The 15514-nt window shown below is 58.7% G+C and carries 16 protein-coding genes and 1 tRNA gene; 4 read left to right on the top strand and 13 right to left on the bottom strand.

Features of this window, described 5'->3' with window-relative positions:
• Nucleotides 1-67: 67 nt before the first annotated feature.
• The 6 genes from B2X55_RS03565 to tsaE all read right to left on the bottom strand — a co-directional run bounded on the left by B2X55_RS03565 (nt 68) and on the right by tsaE (nt 4983).
• On the bottom strand, nt 68-655 hold the full coding sequence (locus B2X55_RS03565; RefSeq protein WP_286820912.1) for an ANTAR domain-containing response regulator: 588 nt from the start codon (nt 653-655) through the stop codon (nt 68-70).
• Nucleotides 656-722: 67 nt separating this feature from the next.
• Nucleotides 723-2171 carry a histidine kinase N-terminal domain-containing protein gene (locus tag B2X55_RS03560; protein ID WP_286820911.1) on the bottom strand — a complete coding sequence of 483 codons (1449 nt, stop codon included), beginning with the start codon at nt 2169-2171 and terminating at the stop codon, nt 723-725.
• A gap of 135 nt (nt 2172-2306) precedes the next feature.
• Nucleotides 2307-3335, bottom strand: coding sequence for a tRNA (adenosine(37)-N6)-threonylcarbamoyltransferase complex transferase subunit TsaD (tsaD, locus tag B2X55_RS03555; RefSeq protein WP_404810297.1), 1029 nt, complete (start codon nt 3333-3335; stop codon nt 2307-2309).
• Nucleotides 3336-3372: 37 nt separating this feature from the next.
• Nucleotides 3373-3816, bottom strand: coding sequence for a ribosomal protein S18-alanine N-acetyltransferase (rimI, locus tag B2X55_RS03550; protein WP_036376077.1), 444 nt, complete (start codon nt 3814-3816; stop codon nt 3373-3375).
• A complete protein-coding gene (gene tsaB, locus B2X55_RS03545; RefSeq protein ID WP_286820909.1) occupies nt 3813-4523 on the bottom strand; it encodes a tRNA (adenosine(37)-N6)-threonylcarbamoyltransferase complex dimerization subunit type 1 TsaB in 711 nt (236 codons plus the stop codon). The genes rimI and tsaB overlap by 4 nt, the downstream gene beginning before the upstream one ends.
• Nucleotides 4504-4983 (bottom strand): tRNA (adenosine(37)-N6)-threonylcarbamoyltransferase complex ATPase subunit type 1 TsaE, encoded by a 480-nt coding sequence (gene tsaE / locus B2X55_RS03540; protein ID WP_226867211.1) that lies wholly within the window; start codon nt 4981-4983, stop codon nt 4504-4506. Before tsaE ends, tsaB begins: the two co-directional genes overlap by 20 nt.
• 355 nt (nt 4984-5338) lie before the next feature.
• On the opposite strand from tsaE, the gene B2X55_RS03535 reads away from it, so the two are divergent.
• Together B2X55_RS03535 and B2X55_RS03530 are read left to right on the top strand one after the other, a co-directional pair.
• A complete protein-coding gene (locus B2X55_RS03535; protein WP_036376069.1) occupies nt 5339-5884 on the top strand; it encodes an NADH peroxidase in 546 nt (181 codons plus the stop codon).
• A gap of 258 nt (nt 5885-6142) precedes the next feature.
• Nucleotides 6143-7342, top strand: a complete 1200-nt coding sequence (locus tag B2X55_RS03530) for a type III PLP-dependent enzyme (protein ID WP_286820907.1) — start codon at nt 6143-6145, stop codon at nt 7340-7342.
• Between the two features lie 105 nt (nt 7343-7447).
• Here the strand turns inward: B2X55_RS03530 and abc-f are convergent, their stop codons facing one another.
• The 4 genes from abc-f to B2X55_RS03510 all read right to left on the bottom strand — a co-directional run bounded on the left by abc-f (nt 7448) and on the right by B2X55_RS03510 (nt 11231).
• Complete coding sequence (gene abc-f / locus B2X55_RS03525; RefSeq protein WP_286820906.1) at nt 7448-9004, bottom strand: ribosomal protection-like ABC-F family protein; 1557 nt, start codon at nt 9002-9004, stop codon at nt 7448-7450.
• Nucleotides 9005-9094: 90 nt separating this feature from the next.
• Nucleotides 9095-9171: transfer RNA gene (locus B2X55_RS03520), tRNA-Pro, on the bottom strand.
• Between the two features lie 62 nt (nt 9172-9233).
• Nucleotides 9234-9866, bottom strand: coding sequence for a peptidase C39 (locus tag B2X55_RS03515; protein WP_286820905.1), 633 nt, complete (start codon nt 9864-9866; stop codon nt 9234-9236).
• Nucleotides 9867-9899: 33 nt separating this feature from the next.
• Entirely contained in the window at nt 9900-11231 is a 1332-nt protein-coding gene (locus B2X55_RS03510; RefSeq protein ID WP_286820904.1) for an NlpC/P60 family protein, read from the bottom strand.
• 216 nt (nt 11232-11447) lie between these two features.
• Between B2X55_RS03510 and B2X55_RS03505 the strand changes: the two genes are divergently transcribed.
• The gene (locus B2X55_RS03505; protein WP_286820903.1) at nt 11448-12266 is read left to right on the top strand and encodes a metallophosphoesterase family protein; all 819 of its coding nucleotides are present in this window, start codon (nt 11448-11450) and stop codon (nt 12264-12266) included.
• Nucleotides 12267-12283: 17 nt separating this feature from the next.
• Here the strand turns inward: B2X55_RS03505 and B2X55_RS03500 are convergent, their stop codons facing one another.
• Complete coding sequence (locus B2X55_RS03500) at nt 12284-13249, bottom strand: DUF2971 domain-containing protein (protein WP_286820901.1); 966 nt, start codon at nt 13247-13249, stop codon at nt 12284-12286.
• Between the two features lie 86 nt (nt 13250-13335).
• Between B2X55_RS03500 and B2X55_RS03495 the strand changes: the two genes are divergently transcribed.
• The gene (locus tag B2X55_RS03495; protein ID WP_286820899.1) at nt 13336-13635 is read left to right on the top strand and encodes a TIGR04076 family protein; all 300 of its coding nucleotides are present in this window, start codon (nt 13336-13338) and stop codon (nt 13633-13635) included.
• Between the two features lie 60 nt (nt 13636-13695).
• Here the strand turns inward: B2X55_RS03495 and B2X55_RS03490 are convergent, their stop codons facing one another.
• Nucleotides 13696-14349 (bottom strand): vWA domain-containing protein, encoded by a 654-nt coding sequence (locus tag B2X55_RS03490; protein WP_286820898.1) that lies wholly within the window; start codon nt 14347-14349, stop codon nt 13696-13698.
• 79 nt (nt 14350-14428) lie between these two features.
• The gene (locus B2X55_RS03485) at nt 14429-15484 is read right to left on the bottom strand and encodes a macro domain-containing protein (protein ID WP_286820897.1); all 1056 of its coding nucleotides are present in this window, start codon (nt 15482-15484) and stop codon (nt 14429-14431) included.
• Between the last annotated feature and the right edge of the window lie 30 nt (nt 15485-15514).

Below are 15514 nucleotides of genomic sequence, written 5' to 3'. Positions count from 1 at the left end.
GGGTTTTGTGATGTCCAAAACGTTTTTATTGTTTGTTATCGTTATATGCAAAGCCATGCAATTAGCTTCAGACCTTGCCGCCCGCTGCCTTGACGATGGCCTCGGCGACTTCCTTGACGGTCAGGCGCTTCATCATCGCGTACTGCTGGATGCGGCGGTAGGCCTCCGGCTCAGAGAGATGATGGGCCGCCATGAGGATACCTTTGGCCCGATCGAGCGTCTTGCGCATGGCCAGCGAATCGCGCAGGCCGGCAAGCTCCTGCTCGAGGCCCTGCATCTCCCGCCAGCGCGACATGGCAATCTCGATGGCCGGGAAGAGATTATTCTCCTGAACCGGCTTGACGAGATAGCCCAAGACGCCGGAATCCTTGGCTTTCTCGACGATCTCCGGCTGGCTGAAGGCAGTGAGCAACAGGACAGGCGCCATCTTCTCCTCCGAGATCTTGCGCGCAGCCGTGATGCCGTCCATCTGCGGCATCTTGATATCCATGATGACGAGGTCCGGGCGATGCTGCCGCGTCAGTTCCACCGCCTTGCGCCCATCGATGGCCTCGCCGACGATCTCATGACCGGCTTCTTCGAGCATTTCACGCAAATCCATGCGGATGATGGATTCATTATCTGCAATGACAATCCGTAACGTCTCATGTGCCATAAGTATTCCAGCCTTCCCTTGCAATCTTTCCAAAAACAACAAAACAAAAACGATAGCGCCTGACACGTCAGCCTTGTCCCTCGTCTGTCGGATTCGGCTGCACCTTCGGGATGCGCAGGCGCGCATGCGCGCCGTGCCCAGGACCCCGCTCGTCGTTCTCGATGGAGAACGTGCCGCCGAGGTCGCCCTCGACGAGCGTTTGGACGATCGTCAGCCCCAGCGACTTGCGTGGCAAGTCTTCAAAGCCATCCGGCAGCCCTACGCCGTCGTCGTAGAAATCGAGATGCCAGTGGTCTTCATCCTCCTGCACGGCCAGGCCGATGAGGCCCGATTTGCGGCCCGTGAAAGCGTGCTCCATCGCATTGAGCACGAGCTCGTTGAGCACGAGCGCCACAGAGCTCGCGCACTTCGACGGCAGGATGAGGCGTGGGCCCCGGAACTCCGTCCGTATCGTGAACTCCCGGTCTGTCATGTTGCGCGCAGCCAGGTCGAAGATGTGGCCCATGACCTCCTGGACATCGATGTCCTCGCTGCCCTGCTGCGAGAGGTACTCATGGACAACGGAGATGGAGAGGATGCGGTTGACGCTCTCCTTCAGCGCTGCCTTTACCTCGGCCGTCTTGGCCCGTCGCGCCTGGATGCGCAGCAGGCTCGCGATGGCCTGCAGGTTGTTCTTGACGCGGTGATGGATCTCCTGGATGACAGCCGACTTGATGCGGATTTCCTTATCCTTGGCGCGCGTCTCCGTGACATCCGAGATGATGACGATGCGCATGCAGAGATTGCCGCCCTCGCGGATGACGATCTCGCGCCTGATGAGGATGAGCCCGCCTGCCGTAATCTCCTTCTGCCACGGACGCTCCGTCTCCACCGTCTCGCGCGTGACATGCTGCGTCATCTGGCGGTCAAAGAGATGACCGCCGCGCAGGCTGCCGACACCGAGCACGCGGTAGATGCGCTGCGCCGCCGCATCCGCGAAGACGATGCGGCTGTGCGCATCCGTGATGATGATGCCGTCGCTCGCCGTGATGGGGCGGAACTGCTCTGGATTGAGGATGTGGCGCGCATGGTAGAGCACGGCTACCGCCGCATCGAGCAGGTGCGAATAGCCCTCGATTGAAAGCTTGTCGAGGTCGACCTCGAAATTCAGTACGCCGATGACCTTGTCGCCGTCGTGGATGCCGAATGTGAACATGTCGACCATCGAGCCGTAATTCAGCTCGCGCTTGCCGCGCGCCGGCTTGCCCGTCTGGAACGTCTCTTTGATGAGCGGCTCCTCGATGCAGCGCACCAGCTTCCCGACCGCACTTTCCTTGCCCGGCAGGTAGACCGTATGCGGCCGCTGCTGTGCTATGACCAGGAAGTACTCGGGGTCCTTCGCCTTCACGTAGACCTTGAGCTCGCCGTGTGCAAGGTCCGCGAGGAAGGGAAAGACGATCGCCATGCGGGCCAGCAGGCTGATTTGCAGCATCGTGAGCCGTGTCTGCGCCCGGCAGAGCCGTGTAATGTCATCCATATATCCGCACCTCTCTTTTACAATTTCTGCTATACAGTATAACAGAAAACGCATACTTTGTAATGCAGAAATTCATGAATACATTTGATGAACAAAAAAGACCGCTGCTCATAGGCAACGGTCCAGATCGCTCTCTTATTCTCTTTCCTCCAAGCCGAGTCCCGGCACAGCGTTGAGGTAAAGGTCGCTGAAGTCGCCGTGCTTCGCCTGATAGTAGCCGCGGCAGGCGATCATCGCCGCATTGTCCGTGCAGAGGATGCGGCTTGGATAGAAGAAGCGCACGCCAGTCTCAGCGGCGCGCTCGCGCAGGCGCGCCTCGAGGCCGCTGTTGGCCGCGACGCCGCCGGCCAGCACGAGCGTATCGCGCCCTGCGCGCTGCACGGCATCGAAGGCCTTCTCGACGAGCACCTCGACGACGGAGTGCTGGAACGAGGCCGCGATGTCGGCCTTGCGCAGCTCATGCCCCTTCATCTTCTCGCTGTTGATGTAATTGAGAACAGCCGACTTGAGGCCGCTGAAGCTGAACTCATAGTTGCCCTTCTCCTCGAGTGCGCGCGGGAAGTCGATGGCGAGAGGGTCGCCCTCCTTGGCCAGCGCATCAATGCGCGGGCCGCCCGGGTACGGCAGGCCCATGACGCGCGCGATCTTGTCAAAGGCCTCGCCCGCCGCATCATCGCGCGTCTGTCCCATCATGTGGAAAGTGTCATAGCCGCGCACATCGACGAGCGCCGTGTGGCCGCCCGAGACGACGAGTGCCATGAAGGGCGGCTCGAGCGTCGGGTCCGCGAGGAAGTTCGCGAAGATATGGCCTTCGAGATGGTTGACACCGATGAGCGGCTTGTCGAGCGCAAAGGCCAGGGCCTTGGCCGCCGAGACGCCGACGAGCAGTGCGCCGACGAGTCCCGGTCCGTACGTCACGGCGACCTGGTCGATGTCCGTGAGCGTCACACCGGCCTGGCGGACGGCCTCATCGATGACGGGCATGATGTTGACGATGTGCTTGCGCGAAGCGATCTCCGGCACGACACCGCCAAACTTCTGGTGAATGGGAATCTGCGTCGAGATGACGTTCGACAGGACCGTGCGGCCGCCACGCAGCACGGCAGCCGACGTCTCATCACAGCTCGACTCAATGCCCAGAGTCAGGATTTCCTTTTCCAAAATAATCTCTCCTCATCGCTGCACTCAGCCAGAACAGCGATCACAATTTCGTATTCCACATGATGATGGCATCTTCGCCATTGTCATGGTAGTATTTCTTGCGGACACCGGCCTCGCGGAAGCCGTAATGCGCGTAGAGGGCGCGCGCCGGTGCATTCGACGGGCGCACCTCGAGCGTCATCGCCGTCACGCCGCGCGCCTTTACGAGCGCAATGAGTTCCGCCATGAGACGCGTGCCAACTTTATGGCCGCGGCACTCCGGCACAATCGCGACATTCGTGATCTGCGCCTCCTCAAAGGAGATCCAGCAGCCGGCGTAGCCGATGACCTTCTCCCCATCGAGCGCGAGCAGGTAGCACGTGTTCTCGTTGGCGGCTTCCTTCCAGAACGACTCGCGCGACCACGGGATGGCAAAGCACGCCTTCTCCACGGCCTCGACAGCGTCGGCATCCTCCGGCTTCATCTCGCGGAAAGTCAGATTCATTTCGCACCCTCCGGATGGCGCTTCTCCCAGAGGACCTCCGCCTCGCTACGGCGGATGTAGACGGGCTCCATGTTCATGACATTGTCCGCATGGCCCGCAGCGAACTCCTGCAGGCCGAGCATGGCGACACAGGCCGCCCGCGGCATGACGAGATGTGCCGGCGCGACCGAGACATTCGATGGCAGGTCGACCTTGCCGCGGATGCGGCGCGCAGCGATGTCGCCGAGCACGACGACTTCGCGCCCCGACTCTGTGCACTCTGCGAGGATCTCCGCGATGGGCAGGACCTCCACAGGATTGACGATGCGCAGTTCTCCATGTTCCCACTCATAGCTCTCGCGGTAGGCATTGCCCTTCTGTGCATCCAAGAGGCTCACGATGCGGATGCCCGGAACGGGATAGTGGAAGGCGAGCGCCTTGAGCGTCGAGACGCCGACGATGGGAAGATTCAAGGCATACGCCATAGCCTTCGCAGCCGCCAGTCCGATGCGCAGCCCCGTAAAGGAGCCCGGGCCTATGCTGACGGCAATGCCCTCAAGATTCTCTTTCCTGACGTTTGCCATGCGCAGGACTTCCTTTATATGGGGCATCAGCGTCTCCGAGTGCGTGAGCTTGGCCTGCATCGTCAGCTCCGCTGCGAGCTTATCGGCAGAAGCCACGGCGACACTCGAGACTTGCGTTGCCGTATCAATGGCTAAGATAGACAAATGACTCCAACTCCTTTATGAATTCCTGATAGCGCTCTCCGATACTCGCGAAGGTGATGCGGCGTCCATCCGCATCGTCCGACTTCTCGATGCGGACCTCGACATGATCCTCCGGCATGCACTGCGGAAACTTGTCCGACCATTCGATGACGACGATGCCCTCTGGGTCCTCCGTGTATTCATAGAAGCCGATGTCCTCGAGCTCCTCCTCCGTCTCGAGGCGGTAGAGGTCGAAGTGGTAGATCGGGCAGATGCCTTCGTATACGTTCATGAGGTTGAACGTCGGGCTCGTCACCTCGCCTTCGACGCCGAGCGTATGCGCAAGGCTCTGGACGAACAAAGTCTTGCCGACTCCGAGGTCTCCCTCCAGGCAGAGCACAGTTCCCTCCCGTATCTTTTGTCCAACCATCTCGGCCAAATGGGCAGTCTCCTCGGGAGAATTCGTTGTACAGGTAAACATTTTTGTTTCTTATCGCTCCTATATGGTATAGTCTCATAGTCTGTAGTCAAAACGTATCCTCATTATATCACACGGAATTCATTCGGTAAATCAGCAGGCAGTCCCATATTCAATAATTATTATCCGTAACTAATTTATTTAATAAAATGTGATATACGGCGATACAAGTAGATAAAATTAGCATTCGAGAGATAATCTTCTTCAATCGCTCCATATAGATATTCCTATTTGCTGTCATATGCCGTATAATCAAAGCATAGCAAGTGAGCAACACCGGTGAGCGGCCGAGAGCCGACAGCCGGTACCCACCTACGATGTGTATGAAAATCAAGATATATTTTAGGAGGCTATCATTATGAAAAAGTTTGTTTGCACGGTTTGCGGTTATGTTTACGAAGGCGAAGCAGCTCCGGCTGAGTGCCCGATCTGCCATGCTCCGGCATCCAAGTTCGTTGAGCAGAGCGGTGAGATGACGTTCGCAGATGAGCATCGCGTCGGTGTTGCTAAGGACGTTGATCCGCGCATCCTCGAAGGCCTTCGCCAGAACTTCACGGGCGAGTGCTCCGAAGTCGGCATGTACCTCGCTATGAGCCGCCAGGCTGATCGTGAAGGCTATCCGGAAATCGCAGAGGCTTACAAGCGCTATGCATTCGAAGAAGCAGAGCATGCTGCTAAGTTCGCTGAGCTCCTCGGCGAGGTCCTGACGAACAGCACGGAGAAGAACCTCACGATGCGCATCGATGCAGAGCACGGCGCTTGCGCTGGCAAGAAAGAGCTCGCAACGCTCGCAAAGCAGCTCGGCCTTGACGCTGTCCATGACACGGTTCACGAGATGGCAAAAGACGAGGCTCGCCATGGCCGCGGTTTCAAGGGCCTCTTCGACCGTTACTTCGGCAAATAATCCCTTGTCCTAAACTCCTAAACATCATATAATCCACACAAAGACCTGTTCTGCAGCGCATCCGCAGAGCAGGTCTTTTGTATACTTAAAAAGATATTTTATTTTTTTATACACGCCTATTGAAAAGAGACAGCAAAAGCCTTATACTAAGCGTGACCTGAACTGCAACGGAGCAAGAGGACTGGCATCGCCATGTCTCTTGCTCCGTTTCGTTCAGGGAACGGTAATCAAGCGATACAATACAGGAAGGGTTGTGTTATGAGAAGCTTTATCCTCAACGAAAACGAAATGAATGAAATGGCCAAGAGACAGCCGACGCCATTCCTCGTGCTGTCCGTCGACCGGGTTGCCGAGAACTACGCGTTCCTGCGCAAGCACCTGCCACGCGCCGGCATCTACTATGCCATCAAGGCGAACCCTCATCCGCGCGTGCTCGAGCGCCTCTTTGCGCTTGGCTCGCACTTCGATGTCGCCTCAGCCGGCGAGATGGAGATGCTCCACGCAATAGGTGTCGACGGCTCACGCATGATCTACGCCAATCCGGTCCACGATACACGCGGTTTTTCGGCGGCCTCCCGTCTCGGCGTCCGCCGCTTTACGTTCGACGATGCCAGCGAGATTCCCAAACTCGCTGCCGCGGCGCCCGGCGCCGATGTCCTCGTGCGCGTGCAGGTCCACAACAGCAAGGCGCTCGTCGACCTCAATACGAAGTTCGGCGCACCGCTCGATAAGGCCCTGCCTCTCTTGCGCAAGGCCGAACAGTCCGGACTCCACGCCAAGGGCATCTGCTTCCACGTCGGCAGCCAGTCCCTGTCCACCGCAGCGTACGAAGAAGCGCTGCTGCTCGTTCATCACCTTTTCCTTGAGGCCGAAGCCTCCGGCATGCACCTGACCGATCTCGATATCGGCGGCGGCTTCCCGATCCCGTCGGCTGAAGGGCTGCACGTCGACCTCGCCGCCATGCTCGAGGCCATCAACCGACAGCTCGACCGCCTGTTCCCGCACACGGCCGTCTGGACGGAGCCGGGCCGCTTCCTCTGCGGCACAGCCATGAATCTTGTGACCTCCGTCATCGGCACGAAGCAGCGCGGCGATATCCCATGGTACATCCTCGACGAAGGCATCTACGGTGTCTTCTCGGGCATCCTGTTCGACCACTGGGAATATCCGCTGCACTGCTTCGGCACAGGCAGGAAAGTCCCCTCGACATTCGCGGGGCCGAGCTGCGACGGCATCGATGTGCTCTACCGCGATTTCCCCGCACCGAAGCTCCCGATCGGCGCCAAGGTGCTCGTCAGTGACATCGGCGCCTACACGACAGTCTCCGCCACGCGCTTCAACGGCTTTGAACCCGCCCCCGTCCTCATCTGGGAGGACCAGGCCTACCTCGTCGCCAAGAGCCGCAAGACCAGCGAAACCGATAAAGCATCCGAGTCATGCCTTGCGCAGATGCCCTGACAGTCGAACAGGCTGAGATGCGGGCAGCAAAAAACTCCGCTCCTTCCGTCATTCATGATGCATGACGGAAAGAGCGGAGTCTTTTTATTCTGCTATGAAATCAGGTCAGACGATTTTCGTCGACCAGCTCTCGATGTTCCAGACGGTGTCGACGAGGTCTTCGTAGAAGTCGGGCTCATGCGAGACGAGCAGCAGCGTGCCCTTGTACTCCTGCAGTGCGCGCTTGAGCTCTTTCTTGGCCTCGACGTCGAGGTGGTTCGTCGGCTCGTCGAGCACGAGCAGATTGACCGGCTTCTGCATAATCTTGGCCAGGCGGACCTTAGCCGCCTCGCCGCCTGAGAGCGCCGTCATCTTCGTCGTGATGTGCTCATTCGTCAGGCCGCACGAAGCCAGCGCCGCACGCACCTCGAAGTTCGTCATGCCGGGGTACTCCTGCCAGAGCTCTTCGAGGGCCGTGTTCATATTGCCCTTGGCCTCCTCCTGTTCGAAGTAGCCGACCGAGACGAATTCGCCATGCTCGATATCACCTGAAACCGGCTTGATGAGGCCGAGCAGCGTCTTTAAGAGCGTCGACTTGCCGAGGCCGTTCGTGCCGCGGATCGCGATCTTCTTGTTGCGCTCGACCTTGATGTCGACAGGCTTTGTCAGTGGCGTGTCATAGCCGAGCACGAGGCGCTGCGCCTCGATGACGAAGCGCGACGGCGTGCGGTCCGACTGGAAGTGGAAGTGCGGTTTTGGCTTCTCCTGGCGCTTCGTCAGGACTTCCATCTTGTCAAGCTTTTTCTGACGGCTGTTGGCCATGCCGCGCGTCGCGACGCGCGCCTTGTTGCGCTGGATGAAGTCCTGCTCGCGCTTGATCTCCGCCTGCTGGCGCTCATAGGCCGCCTCTTCCTGGCGACGCTTGAGCGCAGCCATCTCCTCGAACTTCTCGTAGCTTCCCGTGTAGCGCGTGAGCTTGTAGTTGTCAACATGCCAGATGACATTCGTCACGGCATTGAGGAACGGCACATCATGAGAAATGACGATAAAGGCATTCTCGTAATTCGTCAGGTAGTTCTTGAGCCACTCGATATGCTCGGCATCGAGGTAGTTCGTCGGCTCGTCGAGCAGCAGGATCTCCGGGTTCTCGAGCAGGAGCTTCGTCAGGAGGACCTTCGTGCGCTGGCCGCCCGAGAGCTCATCCACCTTGCGGTCAAGGCCGATGTCGCGCAGGCCGAGGCCGCCTGCGACCTCTTCGATGCGCGCGTCAATCGTATAGTAGCTGCCCGCCTCGAGGATGTCCTGGATGTCGCCGACATCCTTCATGAGCTTGTCCATCTCCTCTGGCGTTGCCTCGCCCATCTTGTCGTAGGCCGCGAGCATCTCCTGCTCGAGCGTCACGAGATGGTCGAATGCCGTGCGCAGCGTTTCCCGGATCGTCATGCCCGGCTTCAGCGCCGCGTGCTGGTCAAGATACCCGACCTTCGTGCGCTTCGCCCAGGTCACCTGCCCCGCATCCGGAGTCAGCTTGCCCGTGATGATTGCCATGAACGTCGACTTGCCCTCGCCATTCGCCCCAACCAGCGCCACATGCTCCCCCTTCAGCAGGCGGAACGAAACATCCTCAAAAATCTCCCGCCCGCCATAGCTGTGCGAAAGATGCGAAACCTCCAGTACGCTCATATCGTGCTCCTTTACATAAAGTACGCTCATATCGTGCTCCTTTACATAAAAAAACCTCCTGTTTTCACAGGAGGTCAATTTTCAGATAAATGGTCGGAACGACCTGATTTGAACAGGCGACCTCTTCCACCCCAAGGAAGCGCGCTACCAAACTGCGCTACGTCCCGACGACAAGTTATATTATACAATAGAGTCACAGTCTTGTAAAGTGGCAAATGCGTCGAGCACATCAAATAAAGTACTCGATCGTGGCCTGGGCGGTCTTCTTGGTGCGCGCATTGAAGAGCAGCACAGCCTCGCGGTCTTCAACGGGACCGAGGGCGTAAGGGGCGTTCTCCTCGCGGTTGAAGCAGTCGGCCGGTACGATGCGGTTGTAGGCCAGGGGATGCTGCAGGCTCATCTCGATGCCGGTGCCGCGGAATTCGTCGGACGACTCCGGCACGTACCAAGGGTCGAACATCAGGATGCGGCCATCGGGCAGCTCGCCGGTCAGAAGGGCGTAGTGCTCGACATCATAAAAGAGGCGCACAACGGCTGCACCGCCGCGATGCAGGGCATCGTTGATGAAGCTCTCCTGCCCGATGTAGACGGATTTTCCTGAAAGGTACTGACTCGAGAGCGGCAAATTCGTCGCACGGCCAAAGCCGTCAAGCCAGTTCGAGAGGAACATCATCGCCATGCGGCTCGTCCCCGCCCGCCCCGGCTCTCCCTTCTGGCTGTAGCAGTCGAGGCTGTAGAGCATGACATTGCGGATGATCTCCGGCGGGATCTCCTCGCGCTCAAAGAGATAGCTGACTGCATTGAGCATCGTCGTCGGACCGCAGTCATACTCCGAGAACTGATAGCGCAAAGGACTCTTCATAAATTATACTCCCATCTAAAAAGCTCTTATGGCTCAGCGCAGTGAGCCGAGGTAGTGCACGCCGTTGATGTACGGCACGCCGCTGAAGTTGAGGAAGGTCGCCGTCGAAGCAATGACCTTGCGCAGGTAATGCTTGCCATAATCACTGCCGAAGCTGAACCAGCTGCTCATCGACTGCAGGACAATCGGCGTTCCCGCGTCATCCTGTCCGAGGTACATCATGACATGCGTGTTGTTGGCCAGCAGCGTGCCCGGCACGCACGACTCCAGCGCGGCCAGCCGGTCCGCTTCGCCCATGCCCGACAGGTCGATGACATTCGCCATCGACTTAGCCTGCTGGTCGGCATCGCGCGGCAGCTCGATGCCCATGCTGCGGTAGACGTCGCCGACGAATGAGGAGCAATCGACGCTGTCATCGAGACCGCCCCAGCCGTACTCATCGCCGAGAAAGCGGAATCCCTGACGCACGAAGTTGTTTTCGGTACAAGGCAGGAAGCCCTCATGCAGTGTCGCGTCAAAGGCGGCCGGGCGCCTCTTTATCTGCAGTGTGCCGTTATCGCTGACCGGCATCAGGAGCACCTTGCCCCCGTCTGCACCTGCAGCGAGCGGTATCGTTGCGCCCATCTGGAAGAGCAGTGTCTCCCCTGCACCGTTCCCGATGGTCTTCTTGTTGGCCGTGATGACAGCAAAATCCGCGGGATGGACAAAGTTTTCCCATGTCGCGCGGTCCGTCTCAGCGAAGTCTTCCTTCGCGAGCCAGCCATCGTAGAAGCGCGTGCGCACAAAGGCGAACTTCTTGTCGTAGCTGTCGCCGAGCACGGCCACCGGCTCAGCCGGATCGAGTGCGGTCGCCTGCAGCGTATCGTAATGCACATCGCCTGCACTCTCAAACCAGCCAGCTGCCTCAGGAAGCAGGCGCAGGTTGGCGCGGCGCGTCACCACACCGTAGCGCGTCTCTGTGCGCTCCGGCAGTGCATCGAGATTGCAGTTCTTGCGCGCAAATGCGTAGCTGTAAGCCGTCAGGGCACTGCCATTCTTGTAGAGAGACGGCAGTTCGGCTGTATCAAAATCGCCAATCGCCTGGACCTTCTCGATGCGCTGCCGCACCTCTGCACCAGAGACGCTCTCTGGCACCGACGCGAGGTCAAAGAGCGTATCATTGCGGCGACGCAGTGCCTCATTCGCGGCTTTGACCTGTTCCCCCGTCAGGAGAACGGTATCGCCCTGCGGATTGCGCTGTGTCCAATAAGACGCCGTCGCGCGCGCATCCGTGATCTCCGGCGAAGCCTCTGCCCCCATACGGCCTGACAGGAGAAGCGTCAGGACGAGAAGAACGGGCAACAGGCGCTTGAATATGACCATCATCGCATCCATTCCTTTCTATACGGTATAATATCTATTATAGCGCAGAGCCCTGCCGCTGTCATCCAAGAGAATACACACACGACGGCACTCTGCCCGCATCAGATTGTCTAGATGTTTTAAGTCATTTTTGCTATAATGAAAGAAAGCCGTCACGGCGTGTATCAGCAGGGATACGGCGGTGGCGGCTTTTCGCGTTGCGCAGAGGGGACGGTGCATATGACTATCTTAGATGAAATCGCAGAAAAACGGCAAGCGCTCCGGTCATCGGAGCGGGGAGCCATCTCAAGGGAGGGCGGCCTCGTCATCGTGCCGGACAGCACGGCGTTCCGCCGTATCCTCGCCATCGGCGACATCCACGGCAACTGGCAGCGCTTTCTGTCGCTATGGCATCACGTTCCCTACGATCCGCAGGAAGACCTGCTCGTCTTCCTCGGCGACTACATCGACCGCGGCGCCTACAGTGCAGAAGTCCTGCAGATGGTCATGGAGCTCGCCGAGAAGAGCCCGCATGTCATCACGCTGACGGGCAACCACGAGGCCATGATGCTCCACTATTTCCAGGATCACAGCATCCGCGAGCCGATGGACATGAGCCACGGCTGGCTCCGCAGCGGCGGCCAGGCGACGTTCGAGAGCCTTGCACGCGTCTATCAGAGCGATCCCGGCATCTATCATCGGCTGCTGGAATTCGTGCTGTCGCTCGACCATCTCGCCGCCGTCGGCGAAGAATACATCTTCACGCATGCGGGCTTCCTGCCGCAAAAATCATATGCCGATCAGGTCGATGACATGCTCTGGATCCGCACGGAGTTCTACGAAGAATATACGGGACGCGAGACGGTCGTCATCGGCCATACGCCAGTCCAGTACTTCGATGAAACGCGCCACCATCCTCTGCTGTTCCGCAACCACATCATCGACTGCGACACGGGCTCCTACCTGCCCGGCGGCCGCATCAGCTGCCTCAATGTCAAGAAGATGACATGCTGGCAGAGTGAGCCCGACGATCTCTGCCAAGATGACAGGAACGGCTGAATGCGAAGCGGCTTGCGTCAGCGCAGCGGGATATTGCTCTTGCTCACGCGCTCCGCGGCATTCGATATGCCGAGCTCTTCGAGCATGCGCACAAAGGCGAGCTCGATGACCTCAGCGTACTGGCTCGGGCCGATGATGATCTCCTCGAGCGCCTCCTCGAGCGGCACCCCTGTCTGCGGCGCGGACGGGCTGCTCAGCGGCAGCTTGTAGATGACCTGCGGGATGCCGTCGACGACGACGATATCGTGGTGAAGGTGGCTGCTGGCCGACTCATGATAGACGAAGCGCCATTCGCGCTCCTCGTTGAAGCCGGGATTCTTGATGGAGAACAGAGAGGTCATGAGCATGTTGACGAAGTACTCGAGCACCTTTGCCGGTTCGTAGCGGCGCAGGTCATCAAGATACGTGTCGATGTTGTCGAGCATCCAGTCAAATCCCTCTGTGAACTGCCCCTGCGTGAGGTATTCGACGGGCGTCAGCCGCAGCGGCAGAGGTTCCAGGCGCTGAAAGATAGACGTTGGTTTCAGGACAAAAGCCACGCCCGTCTTGCGGCCGTAAGCGCGCCACATCGAGAGACGCCCCTTGCCGCGCTCACGCGGCCGGTGCTCCGAGACGCAGGCCAGATATGTGTTCGTGATGTAGCGCCGCTCATTCTTGTTGAGGTCGCTCATCATCGAGTCGAGCACGTTCGTCCCCCAGTCGAGGCGCTCCGCCAGATGCTGGATGCGCTCGCGCCGGTAATCCGAACCGTAGACCGTCTTGTTGAGCAGCTGGATGCCGTAGTCAATCTCGCGGTAGTCATTCATGCAGGCTGCCGCGCGCATCCATAGTGCATGGCCCTTGAGGATATTGATGCCTGTGCTCGCGCTCGTGTAATAGGCGAAGCGCATGCGCTCAAGACGCGTCTTTTCCAAGCGGCGCGCGTAAATGGGCTGAAAGATCTTTAAGAACGCCCCGAGTTCTTCCAATCGTGTTGAATCCATATCCGGCCATCCCCTTCCGATCACCACTCACTCCAACAAGTGTTTGTTTCACTATCATTATACCACAGACAGCAGGAGGTTTTCCCATGAGAAGACGACCAAAGATCAAGATCACCATCACAGACCGCCGCGGCAAGATGGGCTGCCATCGCGGCCATCATGTCGGCGAGGTATTCGACTTCGACGAAGACCGCGGCAAGATCTGCCCGATGGCCATGCACTGCGCTTTCCCCTACATCGACATCCTGCGCTACGGCGGCACCATCCCCGGTCAGGAAAAGGGCAAGGCCGAATTCTGCTGCTCCGACGCCGACACCATCATGGTCTTTGAGGCCGAGATTGTCGAGGAGAAAAAAGACGAGCAGGACAAGGCCGACAAAGCATAAAGCGATACAAGAAGAGGGGCAGCACCAGATGAAGGTGCTGCCCCTCTTGCCTATTCCGATTCACATCCTGCCCCGCCGCTCGGCATCTTCTACGATGCGCTTCTTCCAATTGGACGACAGAGGCGCCTTGCTGCACCGCACCTCGCGGATAGCCTCGTCCATGACCTCGTAGTTCAGGGCCGTGCCCTTCTCGTCGTGCAGGTACGTCGCGGCAAAGTCGGCGCAGATGCCGATGTTGCCCGCCACGCGGATGGCATCGATATTAGCGCCCAGGAAGAGGAATTCCCAGCCGTATCTCTCTTTCTGACGCTCGACCATCGCCTTGACCCTCGCGTAGGTATAGCGGCGGCTGGCATTCTCCAGACCGTCAGTCGTGATGATGAAGAGCGTCTTTTCGGGGCGGTCCTCCTCGCGCGCGTACTTGTGGACATTGCCGATGTGATGGATGGCGCCGCCAACAGCATCTAAGAGCGCCGTGCAGCCCCGCACGAAGTAAGTCTCCTCTGTCAGATTCTCCACCTTCGCGATTGGCACGCGGTCATGGATCACATCGCATGCGTCGTCAAACAGCACGGTCGAGACGATGGCCTCGCCCTCCTCTTTGCGCTGCTTCCGAATCAGCGAGTTAAACCCGCCGATGGTGTCTGCCTCCAGCCCGCTCATCGAGCCGCTGCGGTCTAGGATGAATACGACCTCCGTCAAACCTTTTCTCATGATTGCCTGCCCCCTTGCTTTTTGTATCTTCATTGTACCGAAAGCAAGGGGTCATGCGGTCGCTTGCCATGCGACAAATTCAGCAGCCGAGCAGCGGCTGGCCAAAGGCGAAGAGTGTCTCGTTGATGGTGAAGATGTCGTACTCATGATGCACGATAAAGTACTCCACGATGATGTCCAGCTTGTTGCTGTGCGAGAGCGCGTAGCCCGCCCGCGCGATGAAGTCGCGCGTCTCGTCGAGATTGAGTTCGAGCGCCACCGCAAAGGCAAGCGCCGTCCGCTTGCTCGGCTGGTATTCCGGATTGTTGCGTATCTTCGAGAAGAGCTTACGATCGACATTAGCCCGCTTGTAGACCTCGGGGTCCTTCCTGCCCTTCGCATCGATGAGGCGCAGCAGTGACTCCGAGAACGTGTCGTCCATCGCCTCGAGCCAATCGTCCAAAGACCGCTTCTGGGAAAGCTTCTGCTCTGCCGTAGGGCTCTTCGACGGCAATATGCACGGCGACTCCATCAGCCTCTCGTCGCAAGGCTGCGCAGACGGCATGAGCTCCTGCAGGCGTCTCCTGCGGTCATCCCCACGATATTCTTTTTCGAGATGCTCTTCTACATAGTGCTCATCGAGATAGCTTTTCACATCGTCAAAAAGTCTGCCCGAAAGCTGGAAGGATTCCCTGTCAAAGACTACAAGGTAGACGTCCATCTCGCACTCATGCTGCTGCAGGAAGTCGCGGATGGCCTGAACCGCCGTGGCGATGGCGATATCCGCTGGACAGCCAAAGATACCAGCCGAAATCAGGGGGAAGGCCACCGAGTGGCAATCATGTGCCTCTGCAAGCGCAAGAGAGTTCTCGTAGCATGCAGCCAAGAGCTCACGCTCTCTGTGACTGCCGCCCCGCCAGACTGGGCCTACCGTGTGGATGACAGACTTGGACGGCAGCCCGTACCCCGGCGTGATGAAGGCCGCGCCAGCAGCGATATCGCCAATCTTCCGTCGTGCAGCCAAGAGCTCCGGCCCTGCCGCCCGATGGATGGCCCGGTCCACCCCGCCGCCTACGACAGGCCGCGGATTCGCCGTATTGACAATAGCATCCACCTGCATCTTCGTGATATCATTGCGGATGATGGTTAATGGCATGGTATTCTCCCTTCTCAAAATCTCGTTCAC

Origin of the sequence: Mitsuokella sp. UBA4253 (assembly GCF_002395285.1) — a bacterium.
Lineage (GTDB): Bacteria > Bacillota > Negativicutes > Selenomonadales > Selenomonadaceae > Mitsuokella > Mitsuokella jalaludinii.
Note: the sequence above shows the minus strand (reverse complement) of the source record. Positions and strands in the feature narration are given on the sequence as shown.

Excerpts from the sequence above, each read along its gene's own strand:
- B2X55_RS03565 (WP_286820912.1), bottom strand. The coding sequence starts at position 655 with ATGGCACATGAGACGTTACGGATTGTCATTGCAGATAATGAATCCATC.
- B2X55_RS03560 (WP_286820911.1), bottom strand. The coding sequence starts at position 2,171 with ATGGATGACATTACACGGCTCTGCCGGGCGCAGACACGGCTCACGATG.
- rimI (WP_036376077.1), bottom strand. The coding sequence starts at position 3,816 with ATGAATCTGACTTTCCGCGAGATGAAGCCGGAGGATGCCGACGCTGTC.
- tsaE (WP_226867211.1), bottom strand. The coding sequence starts at position 4,983 with ATGTTTACCTGTACAACGAATTCTCCCGAGGAGACTGCCCATTTGGCC.
- B2X55_RS03535 (WP_036376069.1), top strand. The coding sequence starts at position 5,339 with ATGAAAAAGTTTGTTTGCACGGTTTGCGGTTATGTTTACGAAGGCGAA.
- B2X55_RS03530 (WP_286820907.1), top strand. The coding sequence starts at position 6,143 with ATGAGAAGCTTTATCCTCAACGAAAACGAAATGAATGAAATGGCCAAG.
- abc-f (WP_286820906.1), bottom strand. The coding sequence starts at position 9,004 with ATGAGCGTACTGGAGGTTTCGCATCTTTCGCACAGCTATGGCGGGCGG.
- B2X55_RS03515 (WP_286820905.1), bottom strand. The coding sequence starts at position 9,866 with ATGAAGAGTCCTTTGCGCTATCAGTTCTCGGAGTATGACTGCGGTCCG.
- B2X55_RS03510 (WP_286820904.1), bottom strand. The coding sequence starts at position 11,231 with ATGATGGTCATATTCAAGCGCCTGTTGCCCGTTCTTCTCGTCCTGACG.
- B2X55_RS03505 (WP_286820903.1), top strand. The coding sequence starts at position 11,448 with ATGACTATCTTAGATGAAATCGCAGAAAAACGGCAAGCGCTCCGGTCA.
- B2X55_RS03500 (WP_286820901.1), bottom strand. The coding sequence starts at position 13,249 with ATGGATTCAACACGATTGGAAGAACTCGGGGCGTTCTTAAAGATCTTT.
- B2X55_RS03495 (WP_286820899.1), top strand. The coding sequence starts at position 13,336 with ATGAGAAGACGACCAAAGATCAAGATCACCATCACAGACCGCCGCGGC.
- B2X55_RS03490 (WP_286820898.1), bottom strand. The coding sequence starts at position 14,349 with ATGAGAAAAGGTTTGACGGAGGTCGTATTCATCCTAGACCGCAGCGGC.
- B2X55_RS03485 (WP_286820897.1), bottom strand. The coding sequence starts at position 15,484 with ATGCCATTAACCATCATCCGCAATGATATCACGAAGATGCAGGTGGAT.